This is a genomic window from Fervidobacterium sp. (assembly GCF_059913585.1).
In genome coordinates this window covers 17,827-36,293 of sequence record NZ_DBOLZL010000019.1, presented here as the reverse complement: position 1 = coordinate 36,293, position 18,467 = coordinate 17,827, and the positions used below count along the sequence as shown (strand labels likewise).

Below are 18,467 nucleotides of genomic sequence, written 5' to 3'. Positions count from 1 at the left end.
AGAAGTCAAATATCAGAAAAACATCAGTAAATCAGATTATCTAGGAATGAAGAAAGTCTTTGGTAAAGGTATTATTGTTACACAAGAAACATCATTCAAAGATGAAGGTATTATCGGGATTCCTGCATGGTTGTTCTTTGGATTGGTAGGGTAGGAAATGTAAGGAAAGTTTTTTGCAACATCTGGAAGACGCATACTCAATCGATTCCGTTTCTCTTCGTGATTTATACAGTTCTTCTATTAAATATGACCGAAAAAAATGAACAACGAGGGGACGTCTTCTCCCCTCTTTTTTGGTTATAATTCACTACTTGTCTTGAATTATCAAAACCCGTATCACGCCCATCTCATTCAGTTTTTTGGCAATTTCTTCGTCAAAGGTAACGTGGGTTGTGCATATATCAACTTCCTTAAGTTCTTCATCTAATTTCTCTATCAGCTTTGCATTTTTATCGTATGTCAGAACAAATTCTGCATCATTCTTGGATATTCTGATTATCATTGGTTTTCCTCTGTAATTATCCAAATCTTTACTCAAGTCTTGTGAATTTTCATCGTATCCTTCATCGATAATTCTAACTTTTGTTTTTAATAGCTTTAAATACTCACTCGTAGGAGAATATCCAATTTGTGTATGTATTACGTTATCATCCTTCATGAACACAAATGTTGGGACTGCTGGCACTTTGAACAATTTGAAAAGCTCGTTGTTTGTGTATACTTTCCCCTTGAACATATTATAACTTGTACCACCGAGTATTCTAACAAAGATAAAATTAGCCCTCAAAAAGTCTTGGACTGCTTGGTTGTTGAGCACGTCATTTTCAAACTTTTTACACCAACTGCATCCTGCAGAACCAAAGTAGATGAGAAGTGTTTTCCCTTCAATAATAGATAGAGTGTGAGCTAATCCAAGCTCTTTGAATACATGTGGATAATTAATCGCAGCAAACAAAAGAGTTGAGAAAATAAGAGCCGATAAGAGAAGTATCCGCAGTGTTTTTGCCATACGCTTATCCCCCCCCTTGATAAACAAGATGATACAAAAAATTTTATCATATTTACACAAAGTAGATACATCTTTCTGGGTGATATTGTGGAAAGAAGTTTGCAAAAACTCAAAACTGAATTCAAAATTCTTGTGGAAAGATTTATTGAACATTGCAAAGCTGCAGGCATTGAAGTGTTGATTTACAACACATACAGAAGGAAAGAAGAACAATATGCACTTTACTTACAAGGAAGAGCTCCACTTGAAGTTGTCAACAATGCAAGAAAAAAAGCAGGAATGCCACCGATAAGTGAGAAGGAAAACAAGATAGTTACCATGCTCAAAGATTCACCACATTGCCATGGACTGGCTGTTGATTTTGTGCCATTGATAGATGGGAAGGCGGTATGGAATAATTCTGCGCTATGGAACAAATGTGGAAAGATAGCTGAAAGTTTAGGGTTAGAATGGGGAGGAAGTTGGAAAGATTTCCCAGATTATCCACATTTGCAGATGAAAAATTGGAGAAGGTACGTAAAATAAATGTCCAAAAAAAGCCCATCCTTTAGGATGGGCTTTTGAACATTTTAGTAGGTCTAGATTTTGAACTTTCTAACAAATTCGTTGAGTTCATTTACTGTTGAAGTTAATTCATCTGCAAAGTTCTTTACTTGGTGAACTTGTTCTGTTTGGCTTGCAATTTGCTCGGCCATCTCGACGATATCTTGTTCGACTTCTTGTATATTTTTTGTTATCTTATCAATCGCAGCACTAACTTCCTCGGTTGCTCCACTTTGCTCTTCTGCAGTTGCAGCAAGGTCTGTTGTCATCTTAGAAACTTCTTCTATCTTTTCAATAAGCAATTCCAAACTGGACTTTGCTTCTCTTACAGTGTCCACATAACCAGAAACCTTCTGATTTACTGCTGAAGTTACTTTTTCAACCTTTTGTGCTTGTTCTCCTATCTTTCCAAGGATTTCTCCTATTTTCTTAGTAGCTTGTCTACTTTCCTCTGCGAGCTTTCTAATTTCGTCAGCAACAACTGCAAATCCTCTACCAGCTTCACCTGCTCTTGCTGCTTCAATTGCTGCGTTAAGTGCAAGTAAGTTCGTTTGTTCGGCTATCGAATTTATCGTTTGCACAATTTCGCCTATTTGATTTGAGAACTTCGTTAGTTCGACTATTGCAGCGAGAGATTCACTCATACCACTTCGAATTTCCGATACTGACAATTCGACTTCACTCATTCTCTTAGACACTGTACTCACGTTTTCCTTCATGACTTCTGCGCTGTGAGATAAGTTTTCGGAATATTTTGCAATATTTTGCGCTCCTGCTGCGATTTCTTCCATTCCGCTATTCCCTTCTTCTGTTGCTGCGGCAATATCCTGGACTTCCAAAGAAGTTTTTTGAACAGTATTTTTTGAGACTTCTGCAGCTTCAGAAGAATTCCTTGCAAGGTCTTCAAGCATAAATGAAACGGAAGAAACTTGAGCTCCGAGCTTGATGATTTCACCAACAGTTTGTTTGAAACTCTCGGTTAATGTTTTGAATGCTATTCCGAGTTTTCCAAGTTCGTCGGTACCGAGATATTTGTCGGAGAATTCAATTGTTAAATCATTTTCAGCAACCTTTTGAGCAATCTGAACAATATAATCTACACGTCTGATAATGCTCTTAGTAATGAACACGGCAAGGAAAATAGATATTACTGCAATGACAATACTTGTTGCCAAACCTGAAATAATCATTTGATTACTTACTTCCATTATTTCCTTATATGGTGCTATACCTATTAAGGTCATTGGTGTATTATTAAGTCTGTTGAAAATGGCAAATTTCTTCCCGTTGAATGTATAGGTTATTGTTCCTTCGGATGCTGAGGTAATTGCTTTTGCAAGAGGCTTTGTACCCTCTTCTTTTGTAAGGTCGAGTTTGCCAACGAATTCTGCTTTGGGGTGAGCTATTGTCACAGTTCCGTAAGTTAATGCCAAATAGCCCGTTTTCCCGATTTTCTTTTGGATAACTATTTTTTGAATTTCATCGAGTTTTAGCAATCCGACAAGAATTCCTATGACGTTTTCTCCAAAATCAAGCAATGGGGCGGCAACCAGCATAAAAATCTTGCCATTATATTCATATGGTGCATACAGTTCGTTTTCCTTTGCTCCGCTTAACACGGGTTCTGTTAATTCCTTAGGAAGTGATACATTCACCAAACCATCTTTTGAAAACGTCTTTGAATTGGGTAAAACGATGAAAACCTCTTCATATCCAGAACCTTTGAGTCTTTCACTTGCATTTCTTATTCCAAATGAGATTTGTGAAAATCCTTCTTCGCTTGATAAGTCCATTAAATACGAAGACAGAGCCCCACTTGCTGCAAAATCTACAAGAGGGTTCGTCAACTGTTCAATTTTGTTTTCAAGTTCTCGGATTGTAGCGTCTAATACAAGTGACTGAATTTGGTGGACTGCGTCTTTGAGTCGTTTTGTTGAAATGGCTAACGAGACCATGGTGCTAACAAATGTTGATAAAATCGCAATTAGGACAAGTGATAGAATGAGTTTCTTCCTTAAACTCACAAAACTCACCTCGCTGTGAAGATTATAAGACTGTTCACCGAGACACTAAGGTAGATTTAGCTACTATAGACATTGTTGTCTTAAGAATATTTGAAGAAAAGAACGAAACACAAACTTCTGACCATGACCTCACTGTAAATTTAATCAGAAAAAATCTAATTGTCAATCTATGTCGGTATAATTGTAACCAAAATTTAGCAGTAGTTCACTTTTATATAGAAACATTTGGAAATGCCTTTGAATTTAGCTTCTAATAACGTTATGGAAGAAAATACTTTACGATTTTTTTAGATGTGTTAATTCCATTATCCCTTTTTCAAAAGTGTTTTTTTGTGACAATAAAATACAGATATAACACAAATTGAGTTGACAGTGAGATAATATTGGATTGCTATTACTACATAAGAATTTCCAAAATTATAAATTTTTATGTGCTCTGGTTCGTTATGTGCAGTTGCTATTTTCAAAGCATTGCTGAAGATTTACCTTGGAAAATCACTTATAATTTAAAACCTACGGGAACAGTTTCTTAAAATGATGTTTCTAAGACGTATTATGATGAATGAAAATATCAAATCCATAAGTTTAAAAATCTTTGAATGACCATACACCGGAAATTCTGTAATCAGAAACGAGGTTGGATTCCTATGTGAATGTTCGGTAGAGCTTACACCTGACGAAGTAAAATACCGAATGATTTCATCGGATTATATTACTTCTTTATGAAACATATTTTTTTGGAGAAAGCATTATTATCACACAGAGTAACTAATTTAAGGAATAATAGGTATTCCACCATGATTACTTGTGATATTAGCTGGTTAGAACAAACTTTCAAATTTCTTCACCATGTTTTTCTAAAAAGAGCCCGTAAACAACACACCATATTTAAATACAAAAGTTGACCGTACACAAATTCTTTAATAACCTATAAATCAGGAACAAAATTGCCAACAACAAACTTTAGCACGTCCGAAGCGCGCAAAAGACATTTGTTCATTATTCAAAACATTTTCTACAAATCCGATTAAGCGTACAACTGAGTGAAAACCACAATTATATGGAAATAACTTTTCTCTAAACTTGCCTATAGAGTGGGAAAAATGGTAGAATATAAATAATCAAACACTGCACTTTTTTATACATTACATAACACAAAACGCCCGGCGAGTGGTAAATATAAACGCCATCACTATTAGAAATAATTTATTTATCACATCGGGGCGTCTTTGAAAACAAAATATGTGTTACACAAAATTGTTCATTCTTCACGTATTCATGCGGGTGAAAATTGAATTGTTCATGCTTTTAAAACACCCGATTTTCAAAAATCATTATTTCATGCGCTTTTTCGATTTTTAGACCAAATGCAAAATTACTTTCCCTACCTATTGTTACAACCATATTTCCAAGTGAAAAGCATGCGTAAAGCTAATATCTATGCTTACTTACTAAGGAACTTGTTGAATTACCCCCAGGGAATCAGCATGAATAAATGATTTAACACAAGTGTTAGGCACGCTAAAACATTTTTCAGAGCATCTAACTTCGGGGGTAGGGAAAATCGCCTTCCGGAACATATCTATTCATGCGCATCCTGGAAGGCTACTCTTAGGAAGGCACTACTCTCTGAAAGAGATGGAAACTTGTATGTATGAAATATCCATCAACTACCTTTAACATACTCTTAGGAAGGCACTACTCTCTGAAAGAGATGGAAACAGGTACGTTCCCTCGTATACCATATACTGATGTATGCCTTCTCCTTAGGAAGGCACTACTCTCTGAAAGAGATGGAAACCTCTGAACTAGCCAGAGCAGGAGCTTTGTTAACTCCTGCTCTTAGGAAGGAACTACTCTCTGAAAGAGGTGGAAACGGCTCGGGGAGTCCTGTTACCTCCCCAAAAATTGTTTCGTACTTAGGAAGGCACTACTCTCTGAAAGAGATGGATGAAAGAAAATGATAATTCCAGAGTAAATTCGAAATTTGTGCCCATGCATCGGTACAATTGGTATGCATGGGCATTTTTTTATTTTAAGCGTATCGGAAAGTTGACTTTTCTATTAAAAAAATGATAAGATAAAATTGTATGATAGCTGTGCAACTATAGAAAAATGCTCGAAAGTTATCTTTATTTCTGTTGGTTAATTTATTCGCTTGATTAACAATTTGTGAACAATTTTAGGAAGATAAGATTCAAAGATATTTTCATTGGAACTATTTTTTTCTTTTTGCAGAAGGATACTACCTTAAGAAAGTCAAAGACAGTTACTGGGCTGGTAAACCTGGGTTTATCAAGTAAAAGTGGATTATTTCCTAAGTATGGGGACTGAATGGCAAAAGTCTTCAAAATATTTTATATATGGTAAGTAAAGTAATTGGATTTAGACAAAAAAGTGTAAGGTTTCATCCTGGAAGTTTCCCGATTGCACCAGGGTTCTTTCGGAGGTGTGTATATGCCAAGTGGTAGGAAAAAATGCCCAGATTGTGGGGCGTTTTTAAAAGACTATTTAAAATATTGTCCGGAATGTGGGTATAGATTTGGTAAAAAGAGGTGCCCACGCTGTGGGAAGATTGTTCCAAACGGTGCGGATGAGTGTTGGGACTGCGGTTGGCTTTTTTATTGGGAAGGAAATCTTGAGGATAATTTTGATAATTACAATGATTACAATCATTACGATGATTTTGATGATTACAACTATTATCACCAAGGGCATTTTGGAAGGAAGGAATGTCCAAAATGTGGAGCGTTTATTAAAGATGATTTAGAATATTGTCCGGAATGTAGGTATAGATTTGGTAAAAAGAAATGTCCACGCTGCGGGAAGATTGTTCCAAACGATGCGGATGAGTGTTGGGACTGCGGTTGGCTTTTTTATTGGGAAGGAAATCTTGAGGATAATTACGATGATTATGACTACGACCCTGATTATGACGATGAAGACGACTATTACGAAGATTATGACTGGTAAAGGCATACTTCCATACCCTTTTTGTTTTAAGACTTTCTTTCGTGGTCGGGAGGTTCAGATATGTTTGAAGGTCTTTCAAACAATTGCCGAAACATTTATCAAAGCATCTGAGAATTACGAAAATGTTCGTGAGTTCTTAAAATTTATAAACAGTATAGATTCAAATTTCACGTCGGTGGAAGAAGATCTAAGGAAGGGTAAAGTTGTTCTTTCAACACTTCACCAAGCAAAGGGATTAGAGTGGAAAGTGGTGTTTTTGATAGGGATTGTTCCGGGCAGGTTTCCACATGTGAGAGCCCGTATGGATGAGGAAGAACGGTTGTTCTACGTTGGGGTTTCGAGAGCAAAAGAACAGTTGTACCTTATTCGCTCTCCAGGTTTCAAACCTGCTCAAAATAGAAAAGATTTTCTCGAAAAGGTAGGAGACAACCTTGTTCAAACATTGTTCCTTGATGAATTCATGGAAAAATATCTACCACAAAATAGTCAAAAAAACTTGTAAACTCAGTAACAAGTTCAAGTTCTTTTGGAATTTCATTGAAAGAATCATAATTTTTGTTATAATATGTAAATGTAACCCTTTTGTAGACAACCCATGGTATGTTCGAATAAACGCAAAAAGCCATCATCATGTGAGCTAATAAAAAATCTGAGAATTCTTAAGTTGTAATAATGTTATACAGTTGTTGAACTAAGAATCCAAACAAGAGGTTAGGCCACACAAACTGTATAAGACTCATAATTTGGAAAACGAAAACAGGAGATTGCCAATAATTTTCAGTGTGAGTTGAGCCTACAAGAGAATTCAAAAGATTTTGTTTATTTTTACCTTTGAAAAAAATTCAGTTTTCCCTACATTCATGGAATTTACACTGCAGGAATGGAAAGAAATTTTTCTTTTCGTAGAGAGAGAAACTTGAATCTTGATATCTAAAAACGTTTTTGAAAAATTGATGTGCTTGATCATTTATTTAACAAAACACTTTCAATACTTGCGGTTAACAATAAAAACGTTAAATGATGTGGTCTTATGGAAGATAAAAAACTATCCACTATCCAATGTTCATGAGGAAGTGCTAAGAATTACCTTGTATTATATTAAAGCACCTGAATAATGGCAGCAGGATTTATCTTGACACAGGGCAATAGACAGAAATGTTACTGTTATGGTAAAACTTTTTCAGTCAATCCAAAGAACGAAAGAGTTTTAGATAAATTAGCAAAGTCTATAGCAAGGATGGGAATGTATCATTAAGCTCTAACTTACTTTAATAAAGTTTCCTTGATAGATCCTAACCATCCAGATGCATGGTATAACAGAAAGGTTGTTTTTAGATTTTTTCGACCCCTTAGGAGAGCAAAACTGTTACAGAAAATATCGTGTATGTGAATAAAAAGAAAATGTGATTTATTCTGCTAAGATACATAAGATACATATTACAAGAGAGGTGAAGTGATTTGGAGAACAGTCGAAAGCTAAATGCTCCGTCCCTTCTTCTAAGCGATTTGATGAAACTTTCATTTGATCCAAAAAAATGTGAATATTATGAAGAAAGAGTTATTGATTCCTTGACTAAATCAAAGAGTGCTGAAGGGTCAACAACAAACGTAAGCAGTGAAAGCCTTGCCAATATTGAAAAACTTATTAAAAAGATGGCTTTAGTATCGGATGCAATAGTTCACGAGCTGACAGATAAGAGTAACATTGAAAATGAAATAGCAAGCTTGAAGCAAGAAGTGATGAAAAAAGAACAAACTGTCGAGCAGTTGGTAAATACTATGATAAGAATGTACAGCTATACTTGGGAGATTTTCAGGTTTGCCGAAAAGCATTCTCAAGACCTGTCGACATTAGTTGTGAAAATTCTCGACAAATTTGAACAAGAATTGAAGAAAATAGGCATTACCGTAGAAAATCCAAAAGGAAAGAAATACGATACGAGCCTTCATCAAATTGTTTCAACTCAGCAGGTAGAAGGTATGGAAGAAGAAACCATAATTGATGTTTTGAGTGTAGGGTTTATATACAACGGAAAAATATTAAGAAAGGCGCAAGTTGTAACAGTCTTAAACAACAAATAGTAGTAAATATTTTCAATAGTGCAGCTAACGATTAATGTTGGTAAATACAAAGTGTCAAACAACGCTATTAAATATTATTACCGTGAAATTTTGCAAAATTTCTTATCACATAAAAATCATTCTCGCATAGTTTATGAACACTAATTTTCCTACAACCTCGGTTCACACTTACAAAATCCAGGTTTTGGTTAATTCATGCTGAGACATTTTCTTCAGAGAAAGTTTTGAGGGAAGTCTCGCATTTAGAAAATAATGTTTTTTTTGGAGATTTTCAACAAGTTGATTTAACATTTTGAGCAAGGGGGAGGAGTTATGGCATATATAGGTATTGATCTTGGTACTTCAACAAGTGAAGTGGCATATTATAAGGATGGCACCGTACGCCTCATATGTATGGTTCCTTCGTACGTGGGAATTGACACTAATGGAGAATTTGTATTTGGGGAAGATGCTAAAAGTCAGTATATAGGAAGACCTAACCACACTGTGACGGAATTCAAAAGACTTATGGGAACTGGTGAAATGATTAGACTTGGAGACAAAAAGTTCAGACCTGAGGAAATTTCCGCTTTGCTTCTTGGGTATCTAAAAAGAATTGCTGAAGAGTATTTGAAAACACATGGTGAAGAAACGGTTGAAGAAGTCGTTATTACGGTTCCAGCAAACTTTGATGATAATCAAAGAAAAGCCACTATGATTGCAGCTCAGATGGCTGGTATAAAATGTGAGAGAATAATAAATGAACCTACGGCAGCAGCATTAGCCTTCGGAATAAAAAATTTGGATAAAGATATGAGAATTCTAGTGTTTGACTTTGGGGGCGGAACTCTCGATGTTACTGTGCTAAAAATGTTCGAGGGCATACTCGATGTCGAGACATCTTACGGAGACACGAGGCTTGGAGGAAAAGACTTTGATGAAAGGATGATGGAACTAATTATAAGAAAAACGAAGGAAAAATATGAGGTAAAACTTGATAGAAGTAACTTGGAAGTTTTAGCCAAGTTGAAATCAGCAGCAGAACAGGCAAAAATCGAACTTTCAAATACACTTAATAACCAAGTGGAGGTTAAAATAGAAAATGTCGTCGCTGATGGCAAATTATTGGATATAGAAGTGAACATTACAAAGGCTGAATTCAACACTGCGGTCAAAGACTTGGTCGAGCGAGCAGGATTTGTTATAGATAAAGCGTTAGAGGACAAAGGTTTGTCTTACAAAGATATTGATTATGTGTTGATGGTTGGAGGGACGAGTAATATTCCTTTTGTGAGAGATTATGTAGAAAGGAAACTTGGTAAGAAAATTTACATGGATAGGAATAATCTTGATCCTATATATGCTGTAGCTTTTGGGGCTGCCATACAAGCAGCTATAAAGGCAGGAAAAATTTCAGAGGAGAACGGAATTTTAATTACGGATGTGTGTCCATTTAATCTTGGAATTGAAGTAGCCGAAGAAGTAAACGGGGTCTTGATTCCGGGTATTTTTAGAAAGATGATAGAACGCAATTCAACGATACCGACAACGAAAGCCGATCTGTTTTACACAGTAAACGATTATCAGACAGAGGTTAATGTAAAGGTATATCAAACACTTGACAATGATTGTGTTTGGACAAAAGATGCAACGTTGATAGGCGAATTTGTTCTTGACAATATACCACCAAGGCCACGTGGACAGGTACCAATAAGAGTAGAATACAGTTACGATATCAATGGAAACCTGAGGGTAGTTGCGGAAATAATGAGTACAGGATATCGTCGTGAAATGGAAATAAAGCGAGTAGCTCATGTTGGGGATTCAACATATTCCGAAGAAGTTAGCAAAGCTCTAAACCAACTTGAAAAACGCTCTATTAACATGTACAAAGAGATGGAGTTGTACAAGAAATACAAAATGGTTATAGAAACAGCTGAAAGAAAGCTAGAAAATATTAAGAATGAAAACGGTAATGCTGAAAAAATAAGAAGACTCAAAAACCTTCTCGAGGAGATAAAACAGTGTATTGTTGAAAACAACAGCGAAAAAGCTGAAACAATAGAATCGGAAATCGTGGATCTACTCTTTATGATTGATTAAGGAGGGCAATAGATGCAACCAGCTTTCTATGAAATAATTGAAGAATTATTGGCACGAGAAGACTCTCCAGAAAATCTGAACTTAGTTGCATCCTTGCTCCTTTTTAACGAGCATTTTGAGGAAGCTTGCGCTGTTTTTAAGTACAATTACATAAAACATAACGATGAGAAAGCAAAGAGTTATGTCGAAAACTTTGAATTTGTCAATGAATACATAAATGATTTCAATAAGGCTTTAGAATCTGCAAAAAAGAAGAAATACAAGAAGGCTATTGAATTTATTAAACCGTACTATGAAAGAGAATTTATCACGATCAGTGGTCTCAAACTTTACGCTATTTGCTTAGCTAAACTGGGAAGGGATAAGGAATTAGAACTAGTCGTAAAACAGGCTCAGAGACTGGGATATAGTGATGAGTTTGATAAGATAATGCTATTAAGACGTATAGATTTTCAAAAAATGCTCAATGCAGCAGTATTGTTGGCACTCATTCCTATTTTAGTGTTAGGGGTATATTTTGCTAAAACAACGAACACAGAACCAAAGATTGTTTACAAGGAAGTGCCAAAGACGGAAATTGTATACCAGACAAAAACAGAATATGTTAAAGACTTGACTTTTGAAAAGACGAAGGAAGCGTTGGGCATAGAACTCGTTAGAAGTTTATACAAGGCTGGTTTAAAAGCCTATAAGAATAAAAAGTACGATAAGGCATACGAGTATTTAAGTATTGCCAACGAGATTAGTGCTGGTACTTATTTAGAGCGACATGTACTATATTTCTTGGCTAAAGCAGCAGAACATATTAATAAAGACGACGCCACAGATCGTTACAAAGAATTTATCTCCAAGTATGAAAAAGGTCCATATAGTGATGAAGCTTTGTATAGCCTCACTATGCTACTGTATGATAGTAGAAACATAGAGGAGGCTAAGAAGTATGCAAGCAGAATAGATCGTGAAAGCATCTTCTTCAATAGCAAGATAAGGGTGCTCTTGGAAGGGGGACAACGCTGAACATGGAAAATTACTATGATATTTTGCAAGTAGATAGGAATGCTAGCGAGGAAGAGATAAAAAAGGCATATGCTCGATTGCTAAGAAAACACAATCCTGAAAAGGATCCAGAGAACTTTAAAAAAATACGTGAAGCGTACGAGACGTTAAGTAACAAGGAAAGAAGAGCAAACTATGATTTTATGCTTGATTACGGCCAAGAATTTATGGATACTTTAAAGAAGGTAGACGAAGATATTTCTCAGAAAAGATATGAGGAGGCTGAAAAGAAACTGAAAAAACTTTTATCCATAAAGCAAGACTCGATAGATTTGTGGATAAAACTTTCAGAAGTTTCTGCTCTAAAAGGGAACAGAAGGCAGGCAATCGATATTTTGTCGAAAGCACTAAATGCAGTGGGAGAATCTTCTATTGTTTACCATTTGATTGGCCTAAACTATAGTCTTATGAATGATTTTTATAATGCAGAAAAATATCTGAAAAAGGCATTGGTGATAGAGAAGAATTTTTACACGTTTAGAGAATTATATTTCACATATTTCTTATCTGGGAGAGTTGTCGAAGCAGAGCAAGTGCTAAGGAAAATTTCAGAATTAGAGTTTGACGACCTTAGTTATGTTGATTACAAACTGCTAATAATAAGACATCACATACTTATGAGTGTTACGTTTGAAGAAGCAAAGAATAAGGTTTCATGGCACGTTGATGAATTAATAAGACTTGGAAAACAAAAAGAAGAGCTGATAGGTTACATCGTAAGTGGAGCTTTAGAGGATATAGAACTCTATCGCAGTTTGCAAATAGATGCTGGACTCTTTGGAATGTACTACTCGAGTAAAATTATTTATGAACTAACTGGTGACCCGAATGTAAAAAAGGCTTTTGAAGAGTTTGATGAATTTTTTGGTAAAGTTAAGAATATTGAACAACAGATAATACAGCTAGAGAAAGAAATAAATTCGTCTTTTAATATTACAGAGTGCGAAAATAAAGTGTCATGGCGTGTAAATGAATTAATAAACACCGGAAAGAAGAATGCGTTACTTAAAAACTATATTGTGAATAGATTAGTTGAAATATTACCTTTATATGCTCGTAATAATCCACTTCCGCAGGATTTTTTTGTACTCTATTATGTTTCGAAGATAATTTATGAGTTAACAGGTGATCAGAAAACGAAAAAGACTTACGAAGACCTAAAACAGTATTTCTTTGGTGGCAAAATAGGTAATGGACAGTATCAGTCACCTCCAACGTACACTGGGACATCTGGTGGATGTTTAATTCCACTTTTCCTTTTTGGGATCTTTATACTTGCCTTGCTACTCTTTTAAATTCTGTTTCTCGGTAATACTTTTGTAAACGTGTAAAATTTCCATTCATACAATAAAGTCGAATTCACGCACTCTGTTGAGAATTAACCGATGAACGATAATCGTATGGTATCTTTTCGGAACCAGAATGATTGTGAGCACTGAAAATGCTGTTCTTAGAATCAAATAGCAAACGAATAAAAATAACATACCGTATGAGCATGTATTAGCAGAGAAAGGCAGGAAGAGCAGGGTGGGGTAGCGATTGAAAGCGAGCTTAGGGCAGGGTGGTGGGCTTAGGGCTATTGGGACGAAGGGTGTTGAGGGTTGGGCGTTAGCAAATGGGTGGGTGGTGGGTCGAGCAAGGGCTTAGGGTAGGGGCGAAGGGTTGTTTGAGAGCGCAGAGCAAGGTTTGGGTGGGTTTGAGTGCATATGTCGGGGAGGGTTTGGGAGGGTTTAACGATATTGAATTTGGAGAAGCCTACCGCAAGGTAGGCTTTTTTGGTATATAGCAGATAGAACTGCGTTGATGTATAAATGAAACCTAACTGGGATAGCGGGAGGGTAAGCGGAGAGATGATAGTCGGAAGGTCTGATGACGACAAGACAATAAGATTAGATGAAGACTTGACGGTAAGGGAACAAGATTCGACAATTCGTCAAGATATCTCTAACAATAATCAGAAGAGTGATTTTGGAAGAGTAGGGCTATTTGATAGTTACAAGGTAATTCAAGAGTTCGATGCCACAGGTGGAGAAGCAGATACGTTTCTTGTTGAAAAAAGTGGTGCTAGATATTTTTTGAAATTATATCGGAAAGGTATAAAGCCCAAAGAAAACGTGCTGAGGAAACTTTCATCACTCTCCAAGAAGCTAAGTGACCATGTTGTGGTTATCCACGAATTTGGTGTGGATGATGTATCGGGACGCTGCTATGAGCTTATGGAATACATAGAATACGGAGATTTGAAAAGATATTTTGACAACTTTAAAAAACAAGATGCGAAAAGCAAAGAACAGTTTTTCAAGGCGGTTGTTAAAGAGTTAGCAGAAGCGCTCAATGCTTTGCATAATGAAGGAATTGTTCATAGAGATTTGAAACCCACAAACGTTTTGGTTAGAAGTTTGAAACCTTTAGATTTGGTTATAGCTGATTTTGGAATTTCTGTAGCTTTGTTCGGTGATGTAACTAAGGTCTATACTGAAACCCAGAAAGGTTCATTTGCATACATGGCACCGGAGGAACTGAGTAATTATTTTGGTAAAGAGATAGATTGGTGGCATCTTGGGATAATATTGTACGAGCTCTTGGTTGGAAAAAATCCCTTCAGTGGACTTTCAGAGGCTGTTGTTAAGCATTATTTGACCTCAGAAAACATTTCAATACCCGAGGATATTGAACACAGGAATGCTCAGCTGCTTAAGGGACTTCTGACAAGAAATCCTCGCAAAAGATGGAAATATGAACAAGTCAGAGCATGGCTAAACGGTGAAGATGATATACCAGTCTATTTTGAAGATTTTGAAAGTAAAAGCGGAGAAAATCTTGGCGAAAAGCAAAAGTGGTTCAACGAAGGTTTCAGCGAAGAGGAATATTCCCTGTTTATGGAAAATGGTTTTACATTAGAAAAAGCTATTGAATTTAGGAACGTTCTTAGAATGGAGGGCGAACTCAGTAGGGAACAAATCAGAGAGTGGGTGCAAGCCGGTTTTAAGGACCCAAGAAAGGTCATCAGATGGTCAAAAGAGAATTTTGAAGCCTTTGCTTCCAAGGTTTTTGACGATTATGGCATAATCCCAAGTCTTGCTCGAGAACTTTTGCAATATGGTTTAACAGCATATGAATTCAAGGTAGCGTGCGAGAGAAAGAAGAAAACACCGAAAGATATTAGTATAAAAGACCTCATAGATGAATTGGCAAGTGGATTCAAACCATTTGAACGAGAAGAGTGGAGAGCACATGGTTTCAGGCTGGAAGAAGCCAATAGATTAAAGAAGGTTGTTTACGATGTAGACGAAGCTTTAGAATGGCGAGAAAATGGGTTTAATATTTCCGATATATCGAAAATAGAAATGTGGAGAAGCTGCGGGTTTAGTCCCCGAATAGCAAAAATGTGGGAAGAGAAAGGGTATAGCCCACAAGAAGCGATGATGTGGAGAAATAACGGTTTTAGTCCATCAAACGTGTTGGAATGGAAAAGAGCTGGGTTTACACCAGTGGAGGCTGGTAGATGGTTTAGAGCAGGATTTACGGTAAACACAGCTAATAGTTGGAAACTGGTTGGTATCAACGACCCAGAAGTGGCGGCGAGTTGGAAGGCGAATAATTTTCTGCCACAACAGGCAAGCCAGTGGGCAATTGCTGGTTTTTCACCACATGAAGCACGCCTGTGGTATGAGAACGATTTCTATGAGCCTGATAAAGCTGCTCTTTGGAAGTCATCAGGTTTTAAGCCAGACGTAGCAATTAAATGGTTTAGGTCACAATTTGAACCAGAAGAGGCAAAAGAATGGGAGCAAAATGGTTTTGAACCTGAAGATGCTAAGCATTGGCGCAGATATTTTTCACCACAAGAAGCAAGGAACTGGAAAGGAAATAATTTCGTTCCACTTGTTGCAAAGGAATGGAAGGATGCAGGATTTAACCCGCAAGAAGCAAGAGAATGGTTAAACAGAGGTTTCCGAGCCTCTCAAGCTGGTGAATGGAAAAGCGCAGGCTTTGATGTGCAAGGCGCTTTAATCTGGAGAAGCATATGTCCTATGAAAATGAGCATAGAGGATGCGGCTAAGTGGCATATTAATAGATTTAGTCCAGAAGAAGCGCTAAGCTGGAAGAATGAAAGGTTTTCCCCACAAGAAGCAAGGGAATGGGTAGATGAAGGATTCAGTCTGAACGATGTCTCTGTTATACGCCCCTGGAAAGAAAACGGATTTAGTGCCAAGAGAGCTAAAGCCTGGATGCAAGTTGATTTTGATGTACTTGAAGCAAAGAAATGGGAACAAGAAGGATTCGAACCTGTAGAAGCTAAGGAATGGAAAGAATTTGGATACGGGTTTGAGAAAGCGAAGGTTTTGAAAAAATATGATTTTATACCACAAGAGGCTAAGAGATGGGAGAATATTGGGTTTGATATAGTATCGGAGATGAAAAAGCAAGATCCTGAGCTTTTAAAACTATCGAAAAACGAATTAAAAGATAAAGCGAAGATATACAATGATAAAAGTCTTGGAAAAATTAGAGAAGAAGTTCAAAGGAAAATCGAAGAATTCAATCTTAGTGATGAAGCTAAGCAGTTTTTAGTAACAATAGATGACTATGAAAAACTCAATGCACTGTTAAGCAATGCCAGAAAAAGTCTTGTTATAGCCGGTCCTGGAAGTGGAAAGACAGATTTGATAGCCAGGAAAATAGCATTTTTATTATTAACAGGTGTTAAACCATCGGAGATATTGCTTGTGACTTTCACAAGACAGGCAGCTGATGAAATGATTGAGAGAGTAAGAAAGTATGCTAACCGACCGATTGAAGGAATCACATATGGAACATTCCACCATGTTTTTAACGTAATTTTAAATTGGTTCAAAGAGCATATCTTTCAGGGTTACGATTGGAAGATTTTAGAAGAAGAGAATGCCAAGATACTAATGGAACATGCCAAAAGCAAATTGTGTGATGGCGAAAAGAACGACCTACAACTTGATTTAGAAAGAGTGAGCAAATACAATACTCAGACAGAGATTTTATACAAGATTTATTCATATGCGAGAAATACCATTAACTCCATTGCCAATGCGGCTCGGATTGCCAAAAGAGAATTCAGAACCCGCTCAGAGATTTTGGAAGCAAACAGCATTATCGAAAAATATGAAGAACTTAAAAAGGAAGAGTTCGTGAAAGATTTCGATGATATATTGCTTGAGATGATAAAGTTGCTTTCTAACAATGCTTCACTTAGAAAAGTCATAGCCGACAAATTCAAATGGATTATAATCGACGAATTCCAGGATACGAACATCATCCAACTTAGGTTTGCAGAACTAATAAGTACAGAAAAGAACCATTTGTTTGTCATCGCAGACGACGCTCAGAGTATTTACTCATTCCGTGGAGGAAATTTTGATGCTGGAGTTCACTTTTTGAAAGATGCAGAAATCTACATGATTCGAACAAACTACAGGAGCCGAGAGAGTATTGTCAAGGTAATCAATAGTGTTTTACCATCAAGTGCAATACCGAAAACATTGAGAGCAGCGTCTAATAAGATGGGTGGCGATAAACCTTATATCGCTGCTGTTAGAAACAAAGGTGTATGGCAAAAATTCGTTGATTATTTTGGTTTGGATAATGAAAATATAAAAGACGAAGAAGATAGAAAAGACCAGGTTTTGAGAAGGCTTGAGGCAGAGTTCATTTTGAGAAAGATTATTGAGTACACAAAGGTGAAAGGTCTGAAATACGAAGACATTGCTGTACTTTATAGAAGTGCATACTTATCGACGGATATTGAGCTGGTGCTTGAAAAAAACAACATTCCATTTGAAGTTCACGATAGTAAAAAGTTTTCTCAAGAACCTCCGATATGCCATATGGTAGCTTTCTTAAATTTGTTTATTGAACCTACAGACATACCCTCTTGGTATCAAATCTTTAGCTTAATTAAGCCATACGGTGGCTCAGAGAAAGCAGGGATTATAGATTCTATACGGCAATCACAACGTCCGATTGAAACGTTTATTAAATCTAATGAAATCTTAGATTCTCTTGGCAAATCGCAAGATGTATTGATAAGATTAAGAAGGTTGAGGGAGGCTTTCAAGCGAGCACAGGGGTATGTACCACCATACAAGCAGTTGGAGATATTCTTTGAGGTGTTCTATAAAGAAGAGTGTAAATATGTGCTAAGTGTTACCGAGCAAGAGATAAATCAGATAATGATAACTGCTATGGAATTTATTGAGTTTGCAAAGAATTATAAGACCATAGGAGAACTTCTAAAAGCCGTTGCTAAGATAGATTCGGCATTTGTAGTTGAAGAAAAAGAACCAGAAAAAGGTAGGGTCGTGCTCTCAACAATTCACCAAGCAAAAGGATTGGAGTGGAAGGTAGTTTTCTTGATAGGCGCTGTTCCTGGGCACTTGCCACTTTCAAAAGGCGACCCAGAAGAAGAAGAGCGTCTTTTCTACGTTGCTGTCTCAAGGGCAAAAGAATGGTTGTATATAATGCGTTCTCCTGGATTAGGGAAATCATCATCTATTGAAGACCTTGTTGAGAAAATCCCGGATGAGTTTGTAAGTATGATATATATTGATGATTTCTTAGAAAAAGAGATAAAGAAAAAACAGGACTGTGGAAAAGCAAATCAACAAAGTGGATAATTTTTCTTAATGCAAAACCTACAACGCAGCGTTGGTAGAAACCAACGC

10 protein-coding genes and 1 CRISPR repeat array are annotated in these 18,467 nt (G+C 36.6%); of the genes, 8 read left to right on the top strand and 2 right to left on the bottom strand.

The genetic code is table 11. The annotated features are described in order from the left end of the window. Window positions 1-307 precede the first annotated feature (307 nt). The gene (locus AC3M61_RS07195) at window positions 308-1,009 is read right to left on the bottom strand and encodes a thioredoxin family protein (protein WP_500780191.1); all 702 of its coding nucleotides are present in this window, start codon (window positions 1,007-1,009) and stop codon (window positions 308-310) included. Between the two features lie 87 nt (window positions 1,010-1,096). Here AC3M61_RS07195 and AC3M61_RS07190 point away from each other — a divergent pair, with 87 nt between their 5' ends. Continuing rightward, window positions 1,097-1,534: a M15 family metallopeptidase gene (locus tag AC3M61_RS07190; RefSeq protein ID WP_500780190.1), complete on the top strand. Its 438-nt coding sequence runs from the start codon at window positions 1,097-1,099 to the stop codon at window positions 1,532-1,534. 53 nt (window positions 1,535-1,587) lie between these two features. On the opposite strand, the gene AC3M61_RS07185 is transcribed toward AC3M61_RS07190, so the two are convergent. Further along, the gene (locus tag AC3M61_RS07185; RefSeq protein ID WP_500780189.1) at window positions 1,588-3,576 is read right to left on the bottom strand and encodes a methyl-accepting chemotaxis protein; all 1,989 of its coding nucleotides are present in this window, start codon (window positions 3,574-3,576) and stop codon (window positions 1,588-1,590) included. A 1,610-nt stretch (window positions 3,577-5,186) separates the two neighbouring features. After that, window positions 5,187-5,530: direct repeats of the CRISPR family, unit length 36 nt; unit sequence CTTAGGAAGGCACTACTCTCTGAAAGAGATGGAAAC. Window positions 5,531-6,033: 503 nt separating this feature from the next. On the opposite strand from AC3M61_RS07185, the gene AC3M61_RS07180 reads away from it, so the two are divergent. From AC3M61_RS07180 to AC3M61_RS07150, 7 genes are all read left to right on the top strand, one after another. Then, window positions 6,034-6,549 carry a double zinc ribbon domain-containing protein gene (locus AC3M61_RS07180; RefSeq protein ID WP_500780188.1) on the top strand — a complete coding sequence of 172 codons (516 nt, stop codon included), beginning with the start codon at window positions 6,034-6,036 and terminating at the stop codon, window positions 6,547-6,549. A gap of 64 nt (window positions 6,550-6,613) precedes the next feature. Then, on the top strand, window positions 6,614-7,051 hold the full coding sequence (locus tag AC3M61_RS07175) for a 3'-5' exonuclease (RefSeq protein WP_500780187.1): 438 nt from the start codon (window positions 6,614-6,616) through the stop codon (window positions 7,049-7,051). A gap of 956 nt (window positions 7,052-8,007) precedes the next feature. Continuing rightward, window positions 8,008-8,631, top strand: a complete 624-nt coding sequence (gene grpE / locus AC3M61_RS07170; RefSeq protein WP_500780186.1) for a nucleotide exchange factor GrpE — start codon at window positions 8,008-8,010, stop codon at window positions 8,629-8,631. A 312-nt stretch (window positions 8,632-8,943) separates the two neighbouring features. Continuing rightward, window positions 8,944-10,713, top strand: coding sequence for an Hsp70 family protein (locus tag AC3M61_RS07165; protein WP_500780185.1), 1,770 nt, complete (start codon window positions 8,944-8,946; stop codon window positions 10,711-10,713). Between the two features lie 12 nt (window positions 10,714-10,725). Further along, window positions 10,726-11,730 carry a tol-pal system YbgF family protein gene (locus AC3M61_RS07160; protein ID WP_500780184.1) on the top strand — a complete coding sequence of 335 codons (1,005 nt, stop codon included), beginning with the start codon at window positions 10,726-10,728 and terminating at the stop codon, window positions 11,728-11,730. A gap of 2 nt (window positions 11,731-11,732) precedes the next feature. Then, on the top strand, window positions 11,733-13,064 hold the full coding sequence (locus AC3M61_RS07155) for a J domain-containing protein (protein WP_500780183.1): 1,332 nt from the start codon (window positions 11,733-11,735) through the stop codon (window positions 13,062-13,064). Between the two features lie 555 nt (window positions 13,065-13,619). Beyond that, complete coding sequence (locus AC3M61_RS07150; protein WP_500780182.1) at window positions 13,620-18,419, top strand: UvrD-helicase domain-containing protein; 4,800 nt, start codon at window positions 13,620-13,622, stop codon at window positions 18,417-18,419. Window positions 18,420-18,467 lie beyond the last annotated feature (48 nt).

What these genes read in the sequence shown, in the direction of transcription:
- AC3M61_RS07195 (WP_500780191.1), bottom strand. Translation starts at nt 1,009, where the DNA reads ATGGCAAAAACACTGCGGATACTTCTCTTATCGGCTCTTATTTTCTCA.
- AC3M61_RS07180 (WP_500780188.1), top strand. Translation starts at nt 6,034, where the DNA reads ATGCCAAGTGGTAGGAAAAAATGCCCAGATTGTGGGGCGTTTTTAAAA.
- AC3M61_RS07165 (WP_500780185.1), top strand. Translation starts at nt 8,944, where the DNA reads ATGGCATATATAGGTATTGATCTTGGTACTTCAACAAGTGAAGTGGCA.
- AC3M61_RS07160 (WP_500780184.1), top strand. Translation starts at nt 10,726, where the DNA reads ATGCAACCAGCTTTCTATGAAATAATTGAAGAATTATTGGCACGAGAA.
- AC3M61_RS07155 (WP_500780183.1), top strand. Translation starts at nt 11,733, where the DNA reads ATGGAAAATTACTATGATATTTTGCAAGTAGATAGGAATGCTAGCGAG.
- AC3M61_RS07150 (WP_500780182.1), top strand. Translation starts at nt 13,620, where the DNA reads ATGATAGTCGGAAGGTCTGATGACGACAAGACAATAAGATTAGATGAA.